The 16,596-nt window shown below is 65.0% G+C and carries 11 protein-coding genes; 3 read left to right on the forward strand and 8 right to left on the reverse strand.

Annotation, left to right across the window (positions count from 1 at the left end; translation table 11 throughout):
• Nucleotides 1-3 precede the first annotated feature (3 nt).
• Nucleotides 4-1,536 (forward strand): MFS transporter, encoded by a 1,533-nt coding sequence (locus ACPEE1_RS17350; protein WP_207788046.1) that lies wholly within the window; start codon nt 4-6, stop codon nt 1,534-1,536.
• On the opposite strand, the gene ACPEE1_RS17355 is transcribed toward ACPEE1_RS17350, so the two are convergent.
• The 3 genes from ACPEE1_RS17355 to ada all read right to left on the reverse strand — a co-directional run bounded on the left by ACPEE1_RS17355 (nt 1,530) and on the right by ada (nt 4,527).
• Nucleotides 1,530-2,450: a DNA-3-methyladenine glycosylase 2 gene (locus tag ACPEE1_RS17355; RefSeq protein ID WP_116924873.1), complete on the reverse strand. Its 921-nt coding sequence runs from the start codon at nt 2,448-2,450 to the stop codon at nt 1,530-1,532. The genes ACPEE1_RS17350 and ACPEE1_RS17355 overlap by 7 nt on opposite strands.
• An 87-nt stretch (nt 2,451-2,537) precedes the next feature.
• Entirely contained in the window at nt 2,538-3,362 is an 825-nt protein-coding gene (locus ACPEE1_RS17360) for a 2OG-Fe(II) oxygenase (protein WP_116924872.1), read from the reverse strand.
• Complete coding sequence (gene ada / locus ACPEE1_RS17365; RefSeq protein WP_423934104.1) at nt 3,355-4,527, reverse strand: bifunctional DNA-binding transcriptional regulator/O6-methylguanine-DNA methyltransferase Ada; 1,173 nt, start codon at nt 4,525-4,527, stop codon at nt 3,355-3,357. The genes ACPEE1_RS17360 and ada overlap by 8 nt, the downstream gene beginning before the upstream one ends.
• Nucleotides 4,528-4,634: 107 nt before the next feature.
• Between ada and kynA the strand changes: the two genes are divergently transcribed.
• A complete protein-coding gene (gene kynA, locus ACPEE1_RS17370) occupies nt 4,635-5,495 on the forward strand; it encodes a tryptophan 2,3-dioxygenase (RefSeq protein WP_182345199.1) in 861 nt (286 codons plus the stop codon).
• A gap of 307 nt (nt 5,496-5,802) precedes the next feature.
• Nucleotides 5,803-7,074: an MFS transporter gene (locus tag ACPEE1_RS17375; RefSeq protein WP_423934107.1), complete on the forward strand. Its 1,272-nt coding sequence runs from the start codon at nt 5,803-5,805 to the stop codon at nt 7,072-7,074.
• A gap of 46 nt (nt 7,075-7,120) precedes the next feature.
• Here ACPEE1_RS17375 and ACPEE1_RS17380 read toward each other — a convergent pair whose 3' ends face one another.
• The 5 genes from ACPEE1_RS17380 to ACPEE1_RS17400 form a co-directional block, all read right to left on the reverse strand.
• The gene (locus ACPEE1_RS17380; protein ID WP_116924868.1) at nt 7,121-8,329 is read right to left on the reverse strand and encodes an FAD-dependent monooxygenase; all 1,209 of its coding nucleotides are present in this window, start codon (nt 8,327-8,329) and stop codon (nt 7,121-7,123) included.
• Nucleotides 8,330-8,428: 99 nt separating this feature from the next.
• A complete protein-coding gene (locus ACPEE1_RS17385) occupies nt 8,429-11,287 on the reverse strand; it encodes a putative bifunctional diguanylate cyclase/phosphodiesterase (protein ID WP_260719047.1) in 2,859 nt (952 codons plus the stop codon).
• Between the two features lie 157 nt (nt 11,288-11,444).
• The gene (locus tag ACPEE1_RS17390; protein ID WP_423934111.1) at nt 11,445-14,369 is read right to left on the reverse strand and encodes an aconitate hydratase; all 2,925 of its coding nucleotides are present in this window, start codon (nt 14,367-14,369) and stop codon (nt 11,445-11,447) included.
• Between the two features lie 487 nt (nt 14,370-14,856).
• On the reverse strand, nt 14,857-15,144 hold the full coding sequence (locus tag ACPEE1_RS17395; protein WP_021027731.1) for an H-NS family nucleoid-associated regulatory protein: 288 nt from the start codon (nt 15,142-15,144) through the stop codon (nt 14,857-14,859).
• 121 nt (nt 15,145-15,265) lie between these two features.
• Nucleotides 15,266-16,558 (reverse strand): hemolysin family protein, encoded by a 1,293-nt coding sequence (locus ACPEE1_RS17400; protein WP_423934114.1) that lies wholly within the window; start codon nt 16,556-16,558, stop codon nt 15,266-15,268.
• Nucleotides 16,559-16,596: the final 38 nt, after the last annotated feature.

Below are 16,596 nucleotides of genomic sequence, written 5' to 3' on the forward strand. Positions count from 1 at the left end.
GCTATGCACCGTGTTTTACCCGCCGCCTGGCGCGGGCCCTGGATGGTTCTGGCATCCGTCTGTCTGGCAGCGCTGGTGCTGCCGCTGAGTTTTTCTGGCGGGGCCGTGGCCACGCCGGCAATTGGCCGCGCACTGGGCGGCAGCGCCACCAGCCTGGGCTGGATCACCAATGCCTTCATGCTGGGCTTTGGCAGTTGCCTGATGGCCGCCGGCGCGCTGGCCGACCAGTGGGGGCGCAAGCGGCTCTTTTTGCTGGGCCTGTCGACCTTCTGCCTGGCCGGCCTGGCGCTGGTGCTGGCGCGCAGCGTCTGGCAGATTGACCTGCTGCGTGCGCTGCAAGGCGTGGCCGCAGCTGCAACGTTGGCCGGCGGCACGGCCGCGCTGGCGCAGGAGTTTGCGCCGGCCCAGCGCGCCCAGGCCTTTAGCCTGCTGGGCACCACCTTCGGCACCGGCCTGGCCTTTGGCCCGCTGCTGACGGGCTGGCTGATCGAGCAAGCCGGCTGGCAGGCCGGTTTTGCGCTCTGCGCTGGCCTGGGCCTGGTCGCCTTGCTGGTGGGCATGGGGGCGATGCGCGAGTCGCGCGACCCGCAGGCCCAGGGGCTGGATTGGCCCGGTGCGCTGCTGTTCACCAGCATGCTGGCCTTGCTGACGCTGGGCATGGTGCAGGCCGCCGCGCTGGGCTGGCGCAGTCCGCAGGTCATCGCACTGCTGCTGGCATCCATCGCGGCGCTGCTGCTCTTTATCGCCGTGGAGCGGCGCGTGGCCCGGCCCATGCTGGACCTGAGCCTGTTCCGCTACCCGCGCTTTATCGGTGTGCAGGTGCTGCCCATTGCGACCTGCTACTGCTATGTGGTGCTGCTGGTGCTGCTGCCGCTGCAGCTGATCGGCATTGCCGGCTACAGCGAGGTGGCGGCGGGCTGGTGGATGCTGGCGCTGTCGGCCCCGATGCTGGTGGTGCCGCTGGCCGCAGCCTGGCTCACGCGCTGGTTCCACGCCGGCCCTATTTCGGCCGCTGGCTTGCTGATCGCGGCTGGCGGCCTGGTGTGGCTGGCGCAGGTGCCTGTGGATGCGGGTGGCATGGCACGGGTGCTGCCGCTCTTGCTGATCGGCTGCGGTGCGGGCCTGCCCTGGGGCCTGATGGATGGGCTGTCGGTGAGCTTGGTGCCCCAGGAGCGCGCAGGCATGGCCACCGGCATTTTCAGCACCGTGCGGGTGGCCGGCGAAGGCATAGCGCTGGCGATGGTGACCGCCCTGCTGGCCGGTTTGATCAGCCCGCATCTGCCCGCGGCGCTGGATGGGGCCAGCCTGCAAACGGCCGCCCAGCAGCTGGCGATGGGCGAGCTGCGCCAGGCGCTGGCCCCGTTGCCCGCCCAGCCGGGTGCGGCAGCAGATTTGCAAAAGGCCTATGGCCAGGCCTTTGCACAGCTTATGTATGTGCTGGCGGCGATAGCCACGGTCTCGGCCCTGGTGGTTTTGGGCCTGCTGCGCCCGGCCAGTGGCGATGCGCTGCAGGTGGCTGCGGCCAGTCCTCAGTAGCTTTTGGCCGACAGGCTGGCCCAGAGGTGGGCCGCCACCAGTGCCCGCCAGGGCGCGAACGCACCCAGCCACTGCTCGGCCTCGCGCTGCGAGACGCTGGGCACATCCAGCAAGCGGGCCAGCGCATTGCGCACCGCCACATCGCCATGCAGGCTGCCATCCAGCCAACCAAAGCCGCGCAGCAAGGCGTAATGCACCGTCCAGGGGCCAATGCCCTTGATGGCCAATAGCGCATCTTCAATCGCCTGGGCATCTTGCGCCTGCAAGGGCTGGGCGGCCCAGGCATCGAGTGGCAGGCTGCCATCCAGCACAGCGGCGCAGACGCGCTCCAGGGTAGCGATCTTGCTGACCGAAAAGCCCGCCGCGCGCAGTTGTTCGGGCGTCAGCGCCGCCAGCGCGGCGGCATCGGGGTGGCAGAGCATGCCACTGCTGTGCTGCACCGCTGCTGCCGCAATCAGGCGCCTGCGCAGCGCAATGGCCGCTGCCACGCTGATCTGCTGGCCGGTGATGGCCCAGACCAGCGCCTCAAACGGGCTACTGCTGGCGGGCACACGCAAGCCCATCTGGCCCAGCAGCAAGGGGCCCAGCACCGGGTGCTTGCCATGCTGCAGTGCCAGCTGGTCCGCCCCATCACCCAGGCCCAGCATGCGCGCCAGCATCGCATCGAGTGCAGCGGGGTCGTTGCCAGTAGGCGCAGTGCCATCGACTGCCAAGCTGGCGACCGCGCGGGACGCGCCGTCCACCATCTCCAGCTGCAGCAGCGCAGGCTGCCCCTGCCAGACCAAGCCCTTGCTGACACGCAACCCTTCGACCTTCTCGGACGCCTGCAAGGCATCGCGGGCATGCAGGGCCAGCATGTCCTGCGGGCGGTAGTTGGCAGGCAGGGCGACTTGGGTCGTCAGTGGCAGGGGCATGGCGGGGTCGGTAGAAGGCGGCGGCGGCCGTGGATCCCCACTATAGAGGATGGACTGCGGGCGATAAAGTCAGGGCTGTTTCAGTGTTTACTCCGCATCGTGGAACACGATGCCCAGCGTGTGGCGCTGCCCGCGCAGTACCGTGGACACCCCATGCCGGTGCTGCACCCGGTAGCTGCCGCGCGTGCCTCGTACCGGCCGCTCGCGCACCGCAATGATGGCCGCATCACCGCGCTGCAGCGGCAGCACCTGCACGCGCGACTGCATGCGGGGGCGCTGCTCGGTCAGCACCAGCTCGCCCCCGTCAAAATCCTCGCCCGGCTGCGACAGCAGCACAATCACCTGCAGCGGAAACACCAGCGCGCCATACAGGTCCTGGTGCAGGCAGTTGTAATCGCCCGCGCCATAGCGCAGCAGCAGCGGTGTGGGCCGCCGCTGGCCGGCTGCATGGCACTGCGCCAGCAAGGCCGCATGCTGCGCAGGCCAAGGCGGCGCGGCGGCTGCGAGCTGCGCGCGCCATTGCTCCGCCACGGGCTGCAAGCGGGCATAGAGTGCCGTGCGCAGAGCCTGCAGCAGCGCTGGCAGCGGGTAGGCAAAGTACTGGTACTCGCCCCGGCCAAAGGCGTGGCGCTGCATCTGGATGCGGCTGCGAAAATGCGCCGCTTCGCCATACATCGCGGCCATCTTCTGGCATTGCGCGGCATCCAGCAAACCTGGTAGCAGGCCCCAGCCCTGGCGGTTCAGCTCGCTGCCCACAGCGGCCCAGTCGTAGCGCTGCAGGCTTGCCTCACTGGCTACATCTGCGCCATCTGCATCGGGTTTTGCGGGGGCGGTGGGCTGCAACAGCGGCGCGCTGGCCTCGGCATCCAGCGGCAATGCAACCTGTGCAGCGCTGGCCGTGCGCTTAGCCATGGCGCGCCACCCGTGGCGCCTGCGGTGCCAGCTCGGCCTCGTGCTGCAGCAGCGCGCGCTTGCGGTCCACGCCCCAGCGGTAGCCGGAGAGGCCGCCGTCATTGCGCACCACGCGGTGGCAGGGAATGGCCACGGCAATCGCATTGGCCGCGCAGGCGCCAGCAACGGCGCGGCTGGCCTGGGGCATGCCCAGCTTGCGCGCCAGCTCGCTGTAGCTGACGGTGCTGCCGACGGGAATCAGCCGCAGCGCCTGCCAGACCTGCTGCTGAAACGCGGTGCCGCGCACATCCAGCGGCAGCGCCAGGCCGCGCGTGGGTTCATCGACAAAGCCGATGACCTGGGCCATCCAGCGCTCAAAGGCTGCGTCGCCCCCGGCCAGCTGGGCTTTGGGAAAACGCTGCTGCAGGTCCTGCACCAGCGCATCGGCATCGTCGCCTAGCAAGATCGCGCAAATGCCCTGCGCGGTGGCGGCCACCAGGATGGGGCCGAGGCTGCATTCGGCCACGCCAAAGCGGATCTGCTGCGCGGCGCCCCCTGTGCGGTACTGGCGCGGGGTCATGCCCAGCACGGCCTGGCTGTCGCGGTAGAGCTGCGCGGTGCTGGCAAAGCCGGCATCAAAGATCGCATCGATGACGCGGGGCGCTTCTTGCGCATCGCCCAGCGCCGTTTGCAGGCGCTGGCGGCGCTGGGCCTTGGCATAGGCCTTGGGCGATACGCCGACGGCCGCCTTGAAGACGCGCTGCAGATGGAAGGGGCTCATGCCGGCGCGCTCGGCCAGCTCGGCCAGGCTGGGCTCGTCTTCGGCGCTGGCGATCCAGTCGCAGAGCTGGGCCATCAACGCCGCATGGCCGGGCTTGGCCGCCGCTTCGGGCTGGCAGCGCTTGCAGGCGCGGTAGCCGGCGGCCTGGGCCTGCGCGGCAGTGTCGAAAAAGCTGACGTTCTCGGGCTTGGCCAGGCGCGAGCTGCAGGAGGGCCGGCAAAAAACGCCGGTGCTGCGCACCGCATAGACAAAGCGGCCATCGGCTGCGGCCTGGCGGCCCTGTACATCGGCCCAGCGCGGATCGGCCAGGGTTTGCTGCGCGCGGGAGGCAGCTAACGCGGCAGCACCGCGCGCCACAGGGGTGTCAGAAGTGGCGCTGGGTGTGGATGGGACAGACGGTTTCATGCGAATCACCTCAGTACAATCGATGCAGCCACTTTAGGCCTTGCGGCCCGGTTGTGCAGTGCCATTCTTGCGCTGCAATTGACGCCGCTTGCACTGCCCCACACACCATGCGAGACACCCCCAGCAAGCCCGAATCCATTGTGCATGAAGAGCGCGCTCAGCTCGATTTCAGCAAAGACATGAGCTATGGCGACTACCTGCACCTGGACGAGATCCTCAACGCCCAGCACCCGCTGTCGCCCGCGCACGACGAGATGCTGTTCATCGTGCAGCACCAGACCAGCGAGCTGTGGATGAAGCTGATGCTCCATGAGCTGCGCGCCGCCATGCAGGCCATGGCCAATCCGGCAGACAATACCAAGCCCGAGGCCTTCAAGATGCTCGCGCGCGTCTCGCGCATCATGGAGCAGCTGGTCAATGCCTGGACCGTGCTCTCGACAATGACCCCGCCCGAGTACACGGCCATGCGCCCCTACCTGGCCAACTCCAGCGGCTTCCAAAGCGCGCAGTACCGCAGCATCGAGTTCTCGCTGGGCAACAAGAACGCCGCCATGCTCAAGCCCCATGCACACCGGGCAGACCTGCTGGCCCAGGTGCAGGCGGCTTACGAGTCGCCCTCGCTCTACGACATTGCGCTGCAGCTGCTGGCCCGCGAAGGCATTGCCGTGCCGGCCGAGGCGCTGCAGCGCGACTGGACCCAGCCCTACGCCGAGAGCGAAGGGGTCCAGCAGGCCTGGATCACCGTCTACCGCGATCCGCACAAGTACTGGGATCTGTACCAGCTGGGCGAGAAGCTGACCGATATCGAGGATGCCTTCCGGCTCTGGCGCTTCCGCCACCTGACCACCGTCGAGCGCGTGATCGGCTTCAAGCGCGGCACCGGCGGCACCGGCGGCGTGAGTTACTTGAAGAAAATGCTCGACGTCGTGCTCTTCCCCGAGATCTGGACGCTGCGCACCCACCTCTGAGGCACGGCGGCCCGCCAGTCCACCCAGGGTTGCCTCAAGTGACACCGCGCCGTGCAGAGCCGGCCAGAGTCCTCTATAGTGACAGGCGCATATAACAAGCCGCGCCAGCCCCCTGCTGGCCAATGGCGCATATTAAGAGGCGCTTACATCACCCAGCAAACCGAAGGTTAGCGGTTGAGACGAGGCATCAAGCCGCAGACAGTACAAACGTACGGCAAGGCTTGAGAGCGGCGTATCAAGGGTTATGTTAGCGACTCCAATAGGACCGGCACCTTCTGGCCCTGGCTTGTTTCGCTCACTCTCAGCCATGCCGGTTCCACCTACACCCTCCCCCACCGGGCGCCCCGCGGCACCCTCGTCCACCCTGCTCTGGGCCATGCTGCTGACCTTGCTGTCGGCCTTCTCGCTGAGCCAGGCCTTCCGCACCGTCACCTCCATCATTGCCGATGGGCTGCGCACCGATTTCGGGCTCTCGGCCGAGTCGCTGGGCGCCTTTGCCGGGCTGTTCGGCCTGTCGTTTGGCGTCACGCAGCTGTTCATGGGCGTGGGCATGGACCTGTATGGCCTGCGCAAGACCGTGCTCACCGCCTTCCCGCTGGCCATTGCCGGCTCGCTGATCTCGGCGCTTGCGCCCAGCTACCACGGGCTGATGCTGGGCCAGCTGCTGATCGGCATTGGCTGCTCGCCTGCGTTTTTGGCCTGCACGATGTTCATTGCGCGCCATTTCCCGAGCGACCGCTTTGCGTTCATGTCCGGCGTCGGCATGGGCGTGGGCGGCCTGGGCCTGCTGTTTACCGGCACGCCGCTGGCCTGGCTGGTGCAGCACTACGGCTGGCGCTGGGGCTTTGGCCTGCTGGCGGTGCTCTGCGCGCTGTCCTGGATAGCGATCTTTTTGCGCGTGCACGAGCCGCACCTGCCCAGCGATGACCTGCCCAAGCCCAACTGGCTCACCGCCGTCAAGGGTTTTGGCGGCCTGCTGCTGGTGCCGCACACCTGGGCGATCGCCATCATGGGTATGGTGGGCTATGCCTCGTTTCTGACGGTGCGCGGGCTCTGGCTCAGCCCGATGCTGATCGACCGCTATGGCTTCTCGCTGGTGGCGACTGGCAACGTGGCCCTGATCGTCTCGATGATCTCGCTGTTCACGCCCTCGGTCTTTGGCCGGCTCGATCCGGGCCCGGCCCGGCGCCGGCGCCGCATCATCGCCGGGGCGGCGGTGATGGCCTGCACCTTCTGCGCGCTGGCCTTTGTGCACCATGCGGCGGCCACCGTGGCGCTGATCATGTTCATGGGCCTGGCCTCGGGCTACTCGGTGCTGCAGTACGCCGATGTGCGCTCCTCCTACCCCAAGGAGACCACCGGCCGCGCGCTGTCGGTCTACACGATGGCGATGTTCCTGGGTGTGGCGCTGATGCAGTGGCTCTCGGGCATCGTCGCGTCGTACGCGCAGCAGCACGGCGGCGAGATCTACCAGTATGTGATGCTGTTTGTCGCGGGCATGCTGATGCTCGGCTGCCTGGCCTTCCGCTTTTTGCCGCAGTCGCCGCTGCTGGCGCAGCAGGCGTCGGCGCGCAGTTAAGGCCCCATCGGGACTTGCGCGGTTTGCGCGGCTTGGCAAGCCCGCACTACAGCACCGAGGCCGATGAACCATCGCCCCGGTACAGCCAGGGCACATCCATCAGCTTGGCGCCCAGCGCGCGCAGCGCCGTATCGCGCCCCAGGGCCACCAGGCCGCGTGCATGGAAAATCTCGCCATTGCGGATCGCCCGCGCCTGCACCCGGGCATTGCGCTGCCAGCGGTTGAGCGCATAGCGCCGCAGGCGCAGTGGCATCTCCAGGTCGTGCATGGTCAAGGCCCGCTGCAGCTCGGCTGCATCTTCAATCGCCATGCCGGCGCCCTGGGCCAGGTAGGGCCGCATCGGGTGGGCGGCATCGCCCAGCAGCGCGACCAGGCCTTGCGCCATCTCCTGGGGGCCGGTCATCGGTGCGCGATCAGCCAGCGGCCAGAGGCGCCAGGCAGCGCCTGTGGCACTGACCGCTTCCACCAGCCCCAGCAACTGGCGATGCGCACCGGCCAGGCACCGCAGCAGATCGGCGCCGTTGCCGGCATGGTCCCAGTGCTCCAGGTCATCGGGCGCGGCGCCCTCGACAATGATGACCAGGTTCTGCATGTCGCCGCCGCGCACGGGGTACTGCACTGCATGAAAGCGCGGCCCCATCCAGGCGCTGACCACGTCGGTGCGCAGGGCCGCCGGCAGATCGCTCTGGCGTACCAGTGCCCGGTAGGCCAGGTGGCCGGTGACGCGCGGGGGCGCATCATGGAGCAGGCGCAGCCGCGTGCGGCTCCAGATGCCATCGGCCCCCACCAGCGCATCGCCCTCGATCTGCTTGCCCTGCTTGGTGGTGAGGGTGACGACGCGGCCGTTGTCCTCGTGGTAGTCCACGGCGTTGTCCAGGTTGAGGTGCAGATCGGCGCTGGGCCGCACCGCATCGAGCAGCAGCTGGTGCAGGTCGGCGCGGTGGATGGTGGCGTAGGCTGCGCCATAGCGTGCCACCGCGTGTGCACCCAAGTCCAGCCGGGCCAGCTCCTGGCCGCTGATGGCATTGCGCGAGACCAGCGCCTGCGGAAAGGCTGCCACCGCCTGCAGCGGCCTTTGCAGGCCCCAGGCCTGCAGGCGCCGCACGACGTTGGGGCCCAGCTGCACACCGGCGCCCACCTCGCTGAACTGCGCAGCGCGCTCAAACAGGCGCACCTCGGTGCCCGCGCGAAGGGCGGCCAGCGCAGCAGCCAGGCCGCCGATACCGCCGCCGGCGATCAAAATCTGTTCATGCATACCGCCATTGTGCCCAGATTGCAGGGCCTGCCTTGTGCGCTAGCGCAACTGCCACGTGCCTGGCTGCAGCAGCCCACAACACTGTATCGGCCGTGGGGCTCAAGCCGGCCGGAAGCTGGCGAAGCCGTGCAGGCGCTCGAACTCGCCAATCGGCACCGGGCGGCCAAAGTGGAAGCCCTGGAAGCGCTTGCAGCCGTTGCTGACGAGGAAATCCACCTGCTCGGAGTTCTCCACGCCTTCGGCCACCACTTCGAGCTCCAGGCTGTGGGCCAGCGCCAGGATGGTGCGCACAATCACCGCGTCGCTGACGTCGCTCAGCACATCGCTGACAAAGCTGCGGTCGATCTTCAGCTGGTCGAGCGGCAGGCGCTTGAGGTAGGACAGCGACGAGTAGCCGACGCCAAAGTCATCGAGCGAGAAGCCCACGCCGCGCTCCTTGAGCTGGCGCATGCGGTTGACGGTTTCATTGACATCGCCCAGCAGCAGGTTCTCGGTCAGCTCCAGCTTCAGGCGTGCGGGGTTGGCACCCGTCTGCGCCACAATGCCCAGCACCTCGTCAACAAAGCCCTGGTTATGGAACTGCCGGGGGCTCACATTGACCGACATGGTCAGCGCCTGGGTGGAAGGGCTGGCGGCCCACAGCGCCAGCTGCTCGCAGGCGGTGCGCATCACGAAGTTGCCCAGGTCGACAATCAGCCCGGTCTGCTCGGCCAGGTCGATGAACTCGATCGGCATGACCAGGCCACGCGCCGGGTGGCGCCAGCGCACCAAGGCTTCCGCGCCCACCAGGCTGCCGCTGCCATTCATCACCGGCTGGTAGTAGACCTGCAGCTCGCCGTCATGGATGGCCTGGCGCAGATCACTTTCCAGGTTGGCACGCGCGTTGACGATGGCCTGCATCTGCGGATCAAAGAAGCGCTGCGTGTTGCGGCCGGCCGATTTCGCCTCGTACATCGCCAGGTCGGCGCGCTTGAGCAGCTCCTGCACCGTCAGCGATTCTTGGTCGCCAAACACGGTCACGCCAATGCTGGGCGTGCTGTGGTGGGACTGGCCGTCGAGCACAAAGGGCTGCTTGAACCGGGTGATCACATGCTCGACCACCGAGCGCACATGGGCTTCGGCCTGCACGCGCTCGGCGCCCAGGTTCTCGACCAGCACGACAAACTCGTCACCGCCAAAGCGCGCCACCACATCGCCGCTGCGCACGCTGGCAATCAGGCGCTTGCCCACTTCGCACAGCAGCCGGTCACCCTTTTGGTGGCCCAGCGAATCATTGAGGTCCTTGAAATTGTCCAGATCGATGAACAGCAGCGCCGCATAGGTGCCGCGCTGCTTGCAGGCGATGATCGACCATTCGAGCCGGTCCATCAGCATGCGGCGGTTGGGCAGGCCAGTGAGCACATCGAAGAACTCCAGGCGCTCGATTTCCTTGCGGGCGCGGCTGCGCTCGGCCAGATCGCGGCAGATGCACAGCAGGCCGGTGACCTCGCCATTGGCAGCACGGATGGCCGATTTGGTGATCTCGAAACGGCCCTGGTAGCCATTGTCGGCAAACTGCAAGGTCTCTTCATAGACCACCGGCGTGTTGGCATTGCGCGCACGCAGATCAGTCTCCCAATCGGAGGGCATGCGCCCTTGCAGGCCCAGGTCCGAGGTCGTGCGGCCGATGATCTGCGCGTGTGCCAGGCCCACCAGGCGCTCAAAGGCCTGGTTGCAGTGCAAAAAGCGCCCATCGGCCCCCTTGAGCACGACCAGGTCCGGGATGGCACTGACCAGCGACACCAGTTGCGACTGCTGCTCCTGCACGCGGCCGACCATCAGTTTTTGCATCGACACATCGTGCGAGAGCAGCATGAAGGCATGCGCATCGCGCCCTTGCGGGGCGACCAGGATATCGGTCTGGAAGTGGCGCAGGCCCTGGGGCGTATCCATGCTTTGCTCAAAGGCGAGCGACTGCCCCGCGCGCAAGCGTGCGAGCCAATCGGGCGCCTGGTTGCGCAGGCTCGGCGCCAGCGCTTCGGTCCAGGGCTGGTCCACCAGGCTGGGCACGCCCAGCCAGTCGAGCTGGGTGCGGTTGGCATGGACGATGGCGCCCGAGCCGTCGACCCGCACGACACCAATGGGGGCCTGCTCCAGCCACTCCTCACCTTGCAGGCGCGCAGGATGGGCCGAGGCCCAGCCCACCAGGCTGTGGCGCAGCGAGGCCATGACCAGCACCAGGGCCAGCACCGACAACGCATAGCACCAGGCCGCCTGCTCCAGCAGCATGGCCCAGTGGCTGCCCGCGCCCAGCAAGATGGCTGCTGCGCCCACGGCCAAGGCGGCCGCGAGTCTCAACACTGTCCAGCGGCCGGACTGGCCCGCAAAATGGCGGCTCTGCAGCGCAGCCCAGGCGCAGCAGGCCAGCATGCCCAGCGGCAAGACATAGCGGCGCATGCCTTCCAGATCGACCAGGCCCTGCGCCACCCCTGCCGTGACCGCCACCAAGAGCGCCAGCGCCGTGAGCACCGCGCCATTGCTTTGCAGGTGCAACCAATGGCTGGCTCGGGGCACGGCGCCCGGGCTATTGCGCCGCGCAGACGACAATAAATCTATGGAGACTATCAATAGGCATATTGATAGCAAAATATTGACCGCCAGCTCCAGCCACAAGGCCGGCCGGCTGCCGTGTTCAGACAGCCGCAGCGGCAGCGCCAGCAACACCGCAAAGCCGCCCAGCGCAACGGCACTGCAGACCCACAGCGGCCGGCCCATGAACGCACTGCCGGCCGTGCCCTGCAGCAACAGGCGCCCGCCCCAACCCAAGGTGGCAAGAGCTGCGAGCAGCAGCAGCACCTGTATCCAGGTCTGCAGCGCCCGGGCAAAGCCCACGCCCTGCGCATCGGTAGACACCAGCCCCGCCAACAGCACCCCGCCAGCGAGCAGACACCACATGATCCGCGTGTGGATCTCGTGCATGCGCCTGCCTAGCGACAAGGGGGTGTAGGGATGGGCCATAGTTGGCTAAATGTAATTAAAAGTAAACTAACGTCCATCTATTTGACCAGTAACGGTCAACAAATGCAAACGGGCCTCGTCGTAACAAGGCCCGTGTCAGTCGCGTGTAGGTCAACTCTTACAGCAATTGGCGTAAAACGAAGGGGAGTATACCGCCGTCCTTGTAGTATTCGACCTCGATAGGCGTGTCAATACGCAACACCAGCTCGGCTTCGGTAACGCTGCCATCGGCGCGCTGGATGACCAGTTTGGCCTTGCTGCGCGGCGCCAGCGACGGGTCGGGCACGATGTCGATCAGCTCGTCGCCGCGCAGGTTCAGACTCTCCCAGCTTTCACCTTGCTTGAACTGCAGCGGCAGCACGCCCATACCCACCAGATTAGCGCGGTGGATGCGCTCGAAACTGCGCGCCACCACTGCCTTGATACCCAGCAACTGGGTGCCCTTGGCCGCCCAGTCGCGGCTCGAGCCCGTGCCGTATTCCTCGCCGGCAAACACCACAGTGGGCGTGCCCGCTGCCATATAGCGCATGGCGGCATCGTAAATGAAGAGCTTGCTGCCTTGTTCGTCGCCCGGATTTTGGTAGAGCGTCAGGCCACCCTCTTCGCGCGAACCGTCCGGCTTGGCCGCCAGCATCAGGTTCTTGATGCGCACATTGGCGAAGGTGCCGCGCATCATCACCTCATGGTTACCGCGGCGCGATCCATAGCTGTTGAACTCGCTCTTCTTGACGCCGTTGGCCAGCAGCCATTGGCCGGCGGGCGAGCTGTCCTTGATCGATCCAGCGGGCGAGATATGGTCAGTGGTAATCGAATCACCAAATAAAGCCATCACTCTGGCCTTACGCACCGCATTGTCGCGCTGATCGGCACGCGGCTCGGGCGCTGCCAGCGAGAAGTCCTTGAAAAAGGGGGGCTCGGCAATATAGGTGCTCTGCGGCCAGGTATAGGTGGCGCCGGTCACGCCCTTGATCTTTTCCCAGAGTTTGCCCGGCTCGCTGCTGACCTTTTCGTAGTTGGCGCGGAAAGCCTTGCCGTTCATCGCAAATTTCATCAGCTTCTGCACCTCGTCGGTCGTCGGCCAGATATCGCCCAGGTAGACGTCGCGGCCATTCTTGCCCTGGCCCACCGGCTCGGTCATCAGGTCCTTGCGCACATTGCCGGCAATCGCATAGGCCACCACCAGCGGCGGACTGGCCAGGAAGTTGGCGCGGATATTGGGGTGGATGCGCGCCTCGAAGTTGCGGTTGCCCGACAGCACGGCCGCACAGACCAGGTCATGGTGCTGGATGGCGCTGTTGAATTCCGGCAGCAGATCGCCAGCATTGCCGATGCAGGTGGTGCAGCCATAACCGGCGATATTGAAGCCCAGTTGCTCCAGATAGGGCAGCAGACCCGACTCGGTCAAATACAAGGTCACCAGGCGCGAGCCAGGGGCCAGCGATGTCTTGATGTGCGACTGCACACGCAGGCCAGCCTTGACGGCCTTCTTGGCCAGCAAGCCCGCGGCCAGCATCACGCTGGGGTTGGAGGTGTTGGTGCAGCTGGTGATGGCGGCAATCAGCACATCGCCGTTGTGCAGGTCCACATCGCGCCCGTCGATGCGCTCGGCATGGGCATCGGCCGCATCCAGGCTGGCTTCTTCATCCACCACCGCGGGCTTGTTGGCGACCATCTCCTCGGCATTGCGCGGCGAGCCGGCCGGCAAGGGCTTGGTGGACGGCTCGGCCGTCTCGCCCGCGCCATTGATGCGCACCTTGACGGGCCGGGCCAGCTGGTCTGCAGGCAGGTTGAAGCCGTTTTGGGCCCCCGGCGCGCTGAACAGCATGTCAAACTTGGCAGCCACCTGGCCGATCTCGATACGGTCCTGGGGCCGCTTGGGGCCCGCCAGGCTGGGCGCCACCGTGCCCAGGTCCAGCCGCACGACCTGGGAATAATCAATGTCTCCCGCCCGGGGCACGCCATACAGGCCCTGGGCTTTGAAGTAGGCTTCAAAGGCGGCAATCTCGGCCTTGCTGCGGCCCGTACCTTCAAAGTAGTCCATGGTCTTGTCATCGACCGGGAAGAAGCCCATCGTGGCACCGTACTCGGGCGCCATGTTGCCGATGGTGGCGCGGTCAGGCACCGACAGGCTGCGCGTGCCCTCGCCAAAGAACTCGACAAACTTGCCCACGACCTTTTCACGGCGCAGCATCTCGGTGACGGTCAGCACCAGGTCGGTGGCGGTCACGCCTTCGCGCAGGCTGCCCGAGAGCTCAAAGCCCACCACATCGGGCGTGAGGAAGTAGACCGGCTGGCCCAGCATCGCAGCTTCGGCCTCGATGCCGCCCACGCCCCAGGCCACCACTCCCACACCATTGATCATCGTCGTGTGGCTGTCAGTGCCCACCAGCGAGTCGGGGTAGTAGACATGGTGCTTGTCCTGGTGCACGCCGCGCGCGAGGTATTCCAGATTGACCTGGTGCACGATGCCAAAGCCCGGCGGCACCACGCCAAAGGTGTCAAAGGCCTGCATGCCCCATTTCATGAACTGGTAGCGCTCGTTGTTGCGCTCGAACTCCAGCTTCATGTTCAGGTCCAGCGCGTTCTTGCTGCCGTAGTAATCGACCATGATCGAGTGGTCCACCACCAGATCGACAGGCACCAGCGGCTCGATGGCGCTGGCGTTCTTGCCCATGCGCTCGGCCGTGCTGCGCATCGCAGCCAGGTCGGCGAGCAGCGGCACGCCGGTGAAATCCTGCAGCACCACGCGTGCCACGACAAAGGGAATCTCTTCGGTGCGTTCGGCCTGCGGCTTCCAGTTGGCCAGCTGCTCCACATGCTCGGGCAGCACGCGCTGGCCATCGCAGTTGCGCAAGACCGACTCCAGCACAATGCGCAGGGACATCGGCAGGCGCTGGATATTGGGGAATTGTTTGCTCAGCTCGGGCAGCGAATAGAACTTGGCCTTGCCACCTTTGCCAGACTTCTTGGACGAAGGGATCGAGAGGGCTTGGAGGGTCGAGGCGAAGGCGTGTTGCGCTGCCTCATGATCACCTGATTTCATCGTGACTCCTGTTTTACGCGTATTAGACGGAACGCTGCAAACAGTCTACTCCCGGGCCTGGTCCTGCATATGTCATCCAAAGGCTAAGCCCTGCAATCCCAGGTGCAATCGCAGGAGTGATCGCAATGCGATTTGCGCATTCCCATTAACCATCCATACCGGACACCATGGGCATCGAAATGCGACCCACTCCGCAAACTGCCAATCCGCTGCCAGGCCTCCATAAAATCTACAAAATCGTAAAAAAAATGAATAAGCCTATAGATTAGCAAATGCAATTATAGCAAGGCACTATGAGCAATTGCATACATTTAGCATCGCTCAGATATGATGGATCGCTCAACGGATAGTTAGCAACAATCCACTCCTACAAAAATAGGAGAAATGAAGAAGAGATGTAGGAATTTTTATAAAGCTGCCCGACAAGTCGACCCCGCAACGAAAAAAAACCTGCCGAAGCAGGTTTTTTCTTTGAAGGACGCCCCACTTAAATCGCGAACTTTTCACGATCCTGGCCTTCAATCCACTTTGGCGCCTTGCCACGGCCCGTCCAGGTAGCGCCCGTTGCTGGGTCGCGGTACTTGGGAGCGACTTTAGAGCCTGCGGAAGCCGAGCGGCCACGTGCAGGAGGGAATACATCCTGTTCGGTCAGGCCGTAATCTGCCACAAGCTTGCGCACCTGGTCGACAGCGGTCTTCAGTTCGTTGCGACGAACTTCTTCACGCTGTTGTTGCAGTGCTGCCAGTTGGGCATCGATTTCCTTCAAAGTAGGCATGTTTAATATCCATTCAATTCGGTTAACGTTTGCAGTATACCTAAAAATGCAATAACCGAGTAAGTCCACACATTTTTCTATTTAAAGGAATGGTAAACCTGGATCCCCCTACCTGTAACTTTCAGTAATCGAGTGCCATCACGTCCAGCCTGGCGATTACCTTGTCGACGCGCTTGCCTTCCAGCGCCAGAACCTCAAATACCCAACCCGCGCAATAAATCTTTTCACCCAACGGCGGCAGATGGCCCGATTCGGCCATCAACATGCCAGCCAAGGTGTTATAGCGGCCCTTGTCCTCATCGGGCAACTCCTTGATTTCCAAACGCGCCTTCAATTCGGATACCGGCATCAGGCCATCAAGGTACCAGGAGCCATCGTCGTTCTGTACCGCCCAGGCCTCGCTGGCGGCCCCGGGTTTGAGCTCGCCGGTAATCGCTTCGAGCAAGTCACGCGGCGTGATGATGCCTTGCACGACCCCGTATTCATCGACAACAAAAATCATGCGGCCCGCGCGCGCGCGGAACTGCTCGAGCAGTTCAAAGCCGCTGAGCGTTTCGGGCACGTAGCTGGCCGCCAAGGCCACCTTCGCAATCGCCGTGTTGTGCGTATCGACGACGTCGAGCAGGTGCGCCACGCTGACCAGGCCCACCACGTTGTCCAGCGATTCGCGGCAGACGGGATACCAGGAATGCGCTCCCTTGCCACTGGAGGCACGCACCGCATGCAAGGCCTCGGCCACGGTCAGATTGGCATCGAGCCATTCCACATCGCCCCGGGGCACCATCATCGAGATCAGGGGGCGGTCATCCAGATGGAACACGTTCTGCACCATCTGGTGTTCGTGGTGCTCGATCACGCCAGCGTCTCGCCCTTCATCGAGGCTGGCGACGATTTCCTCTTCGGTCACCGCGCGGTCCGATTCATCCTTGATGCGCAGAAGGCGCAGCACGCCTTGTGCAGAAATGGCCAGCAGCCAGACAAAAGGCTTGGCGATGCGCGACACCCAGGTGAGCGGCAGCGCAATGAGGCGCGACGACGCCTCGGGGTACATCTGTCCAATGCGCTTGGGCACCAGCTCGCCAAACACAATGGTCATGAAGGTAATGACAATGATCACCGTGGTGGTGGCCACCACCGACGCAAACGAGGCCGGCATGCCCCAGGTGATCAGCGATTGCGCCAGCCCGTCGCTGAAAGCCGCTTCACCAAAAATGCCGTTGAGCATGCCGATCGAGGTAATACCCACCTGAATCGAGGACAGAAATTGGGTAGGATTGCTCAGCAGATCCAGCGCCGCCTTGGCGCCCTTGTCGCCACTTTCGGCCATGGCCAGCAAACGGGACTTGCGGCTGCTGGCCAGCGCCAGCTCGGACATGGCAAAGACCCCGTTGAGCAAGGTCAAAAGCGCGATCAAGAGTACGTCTAACAAAATAGTTCACAGGTAGTTCAACA

This window comes from Comamonas sp. 23, assembly GCF_049601575.1.
Classification (GTDB): domain Bacteria; phylum Pseudomonadota; class Gammaproteobacteria; order Burkholderiales; family Burkholderiaceae_C; genus Comamonas; species Comamonas squillarum.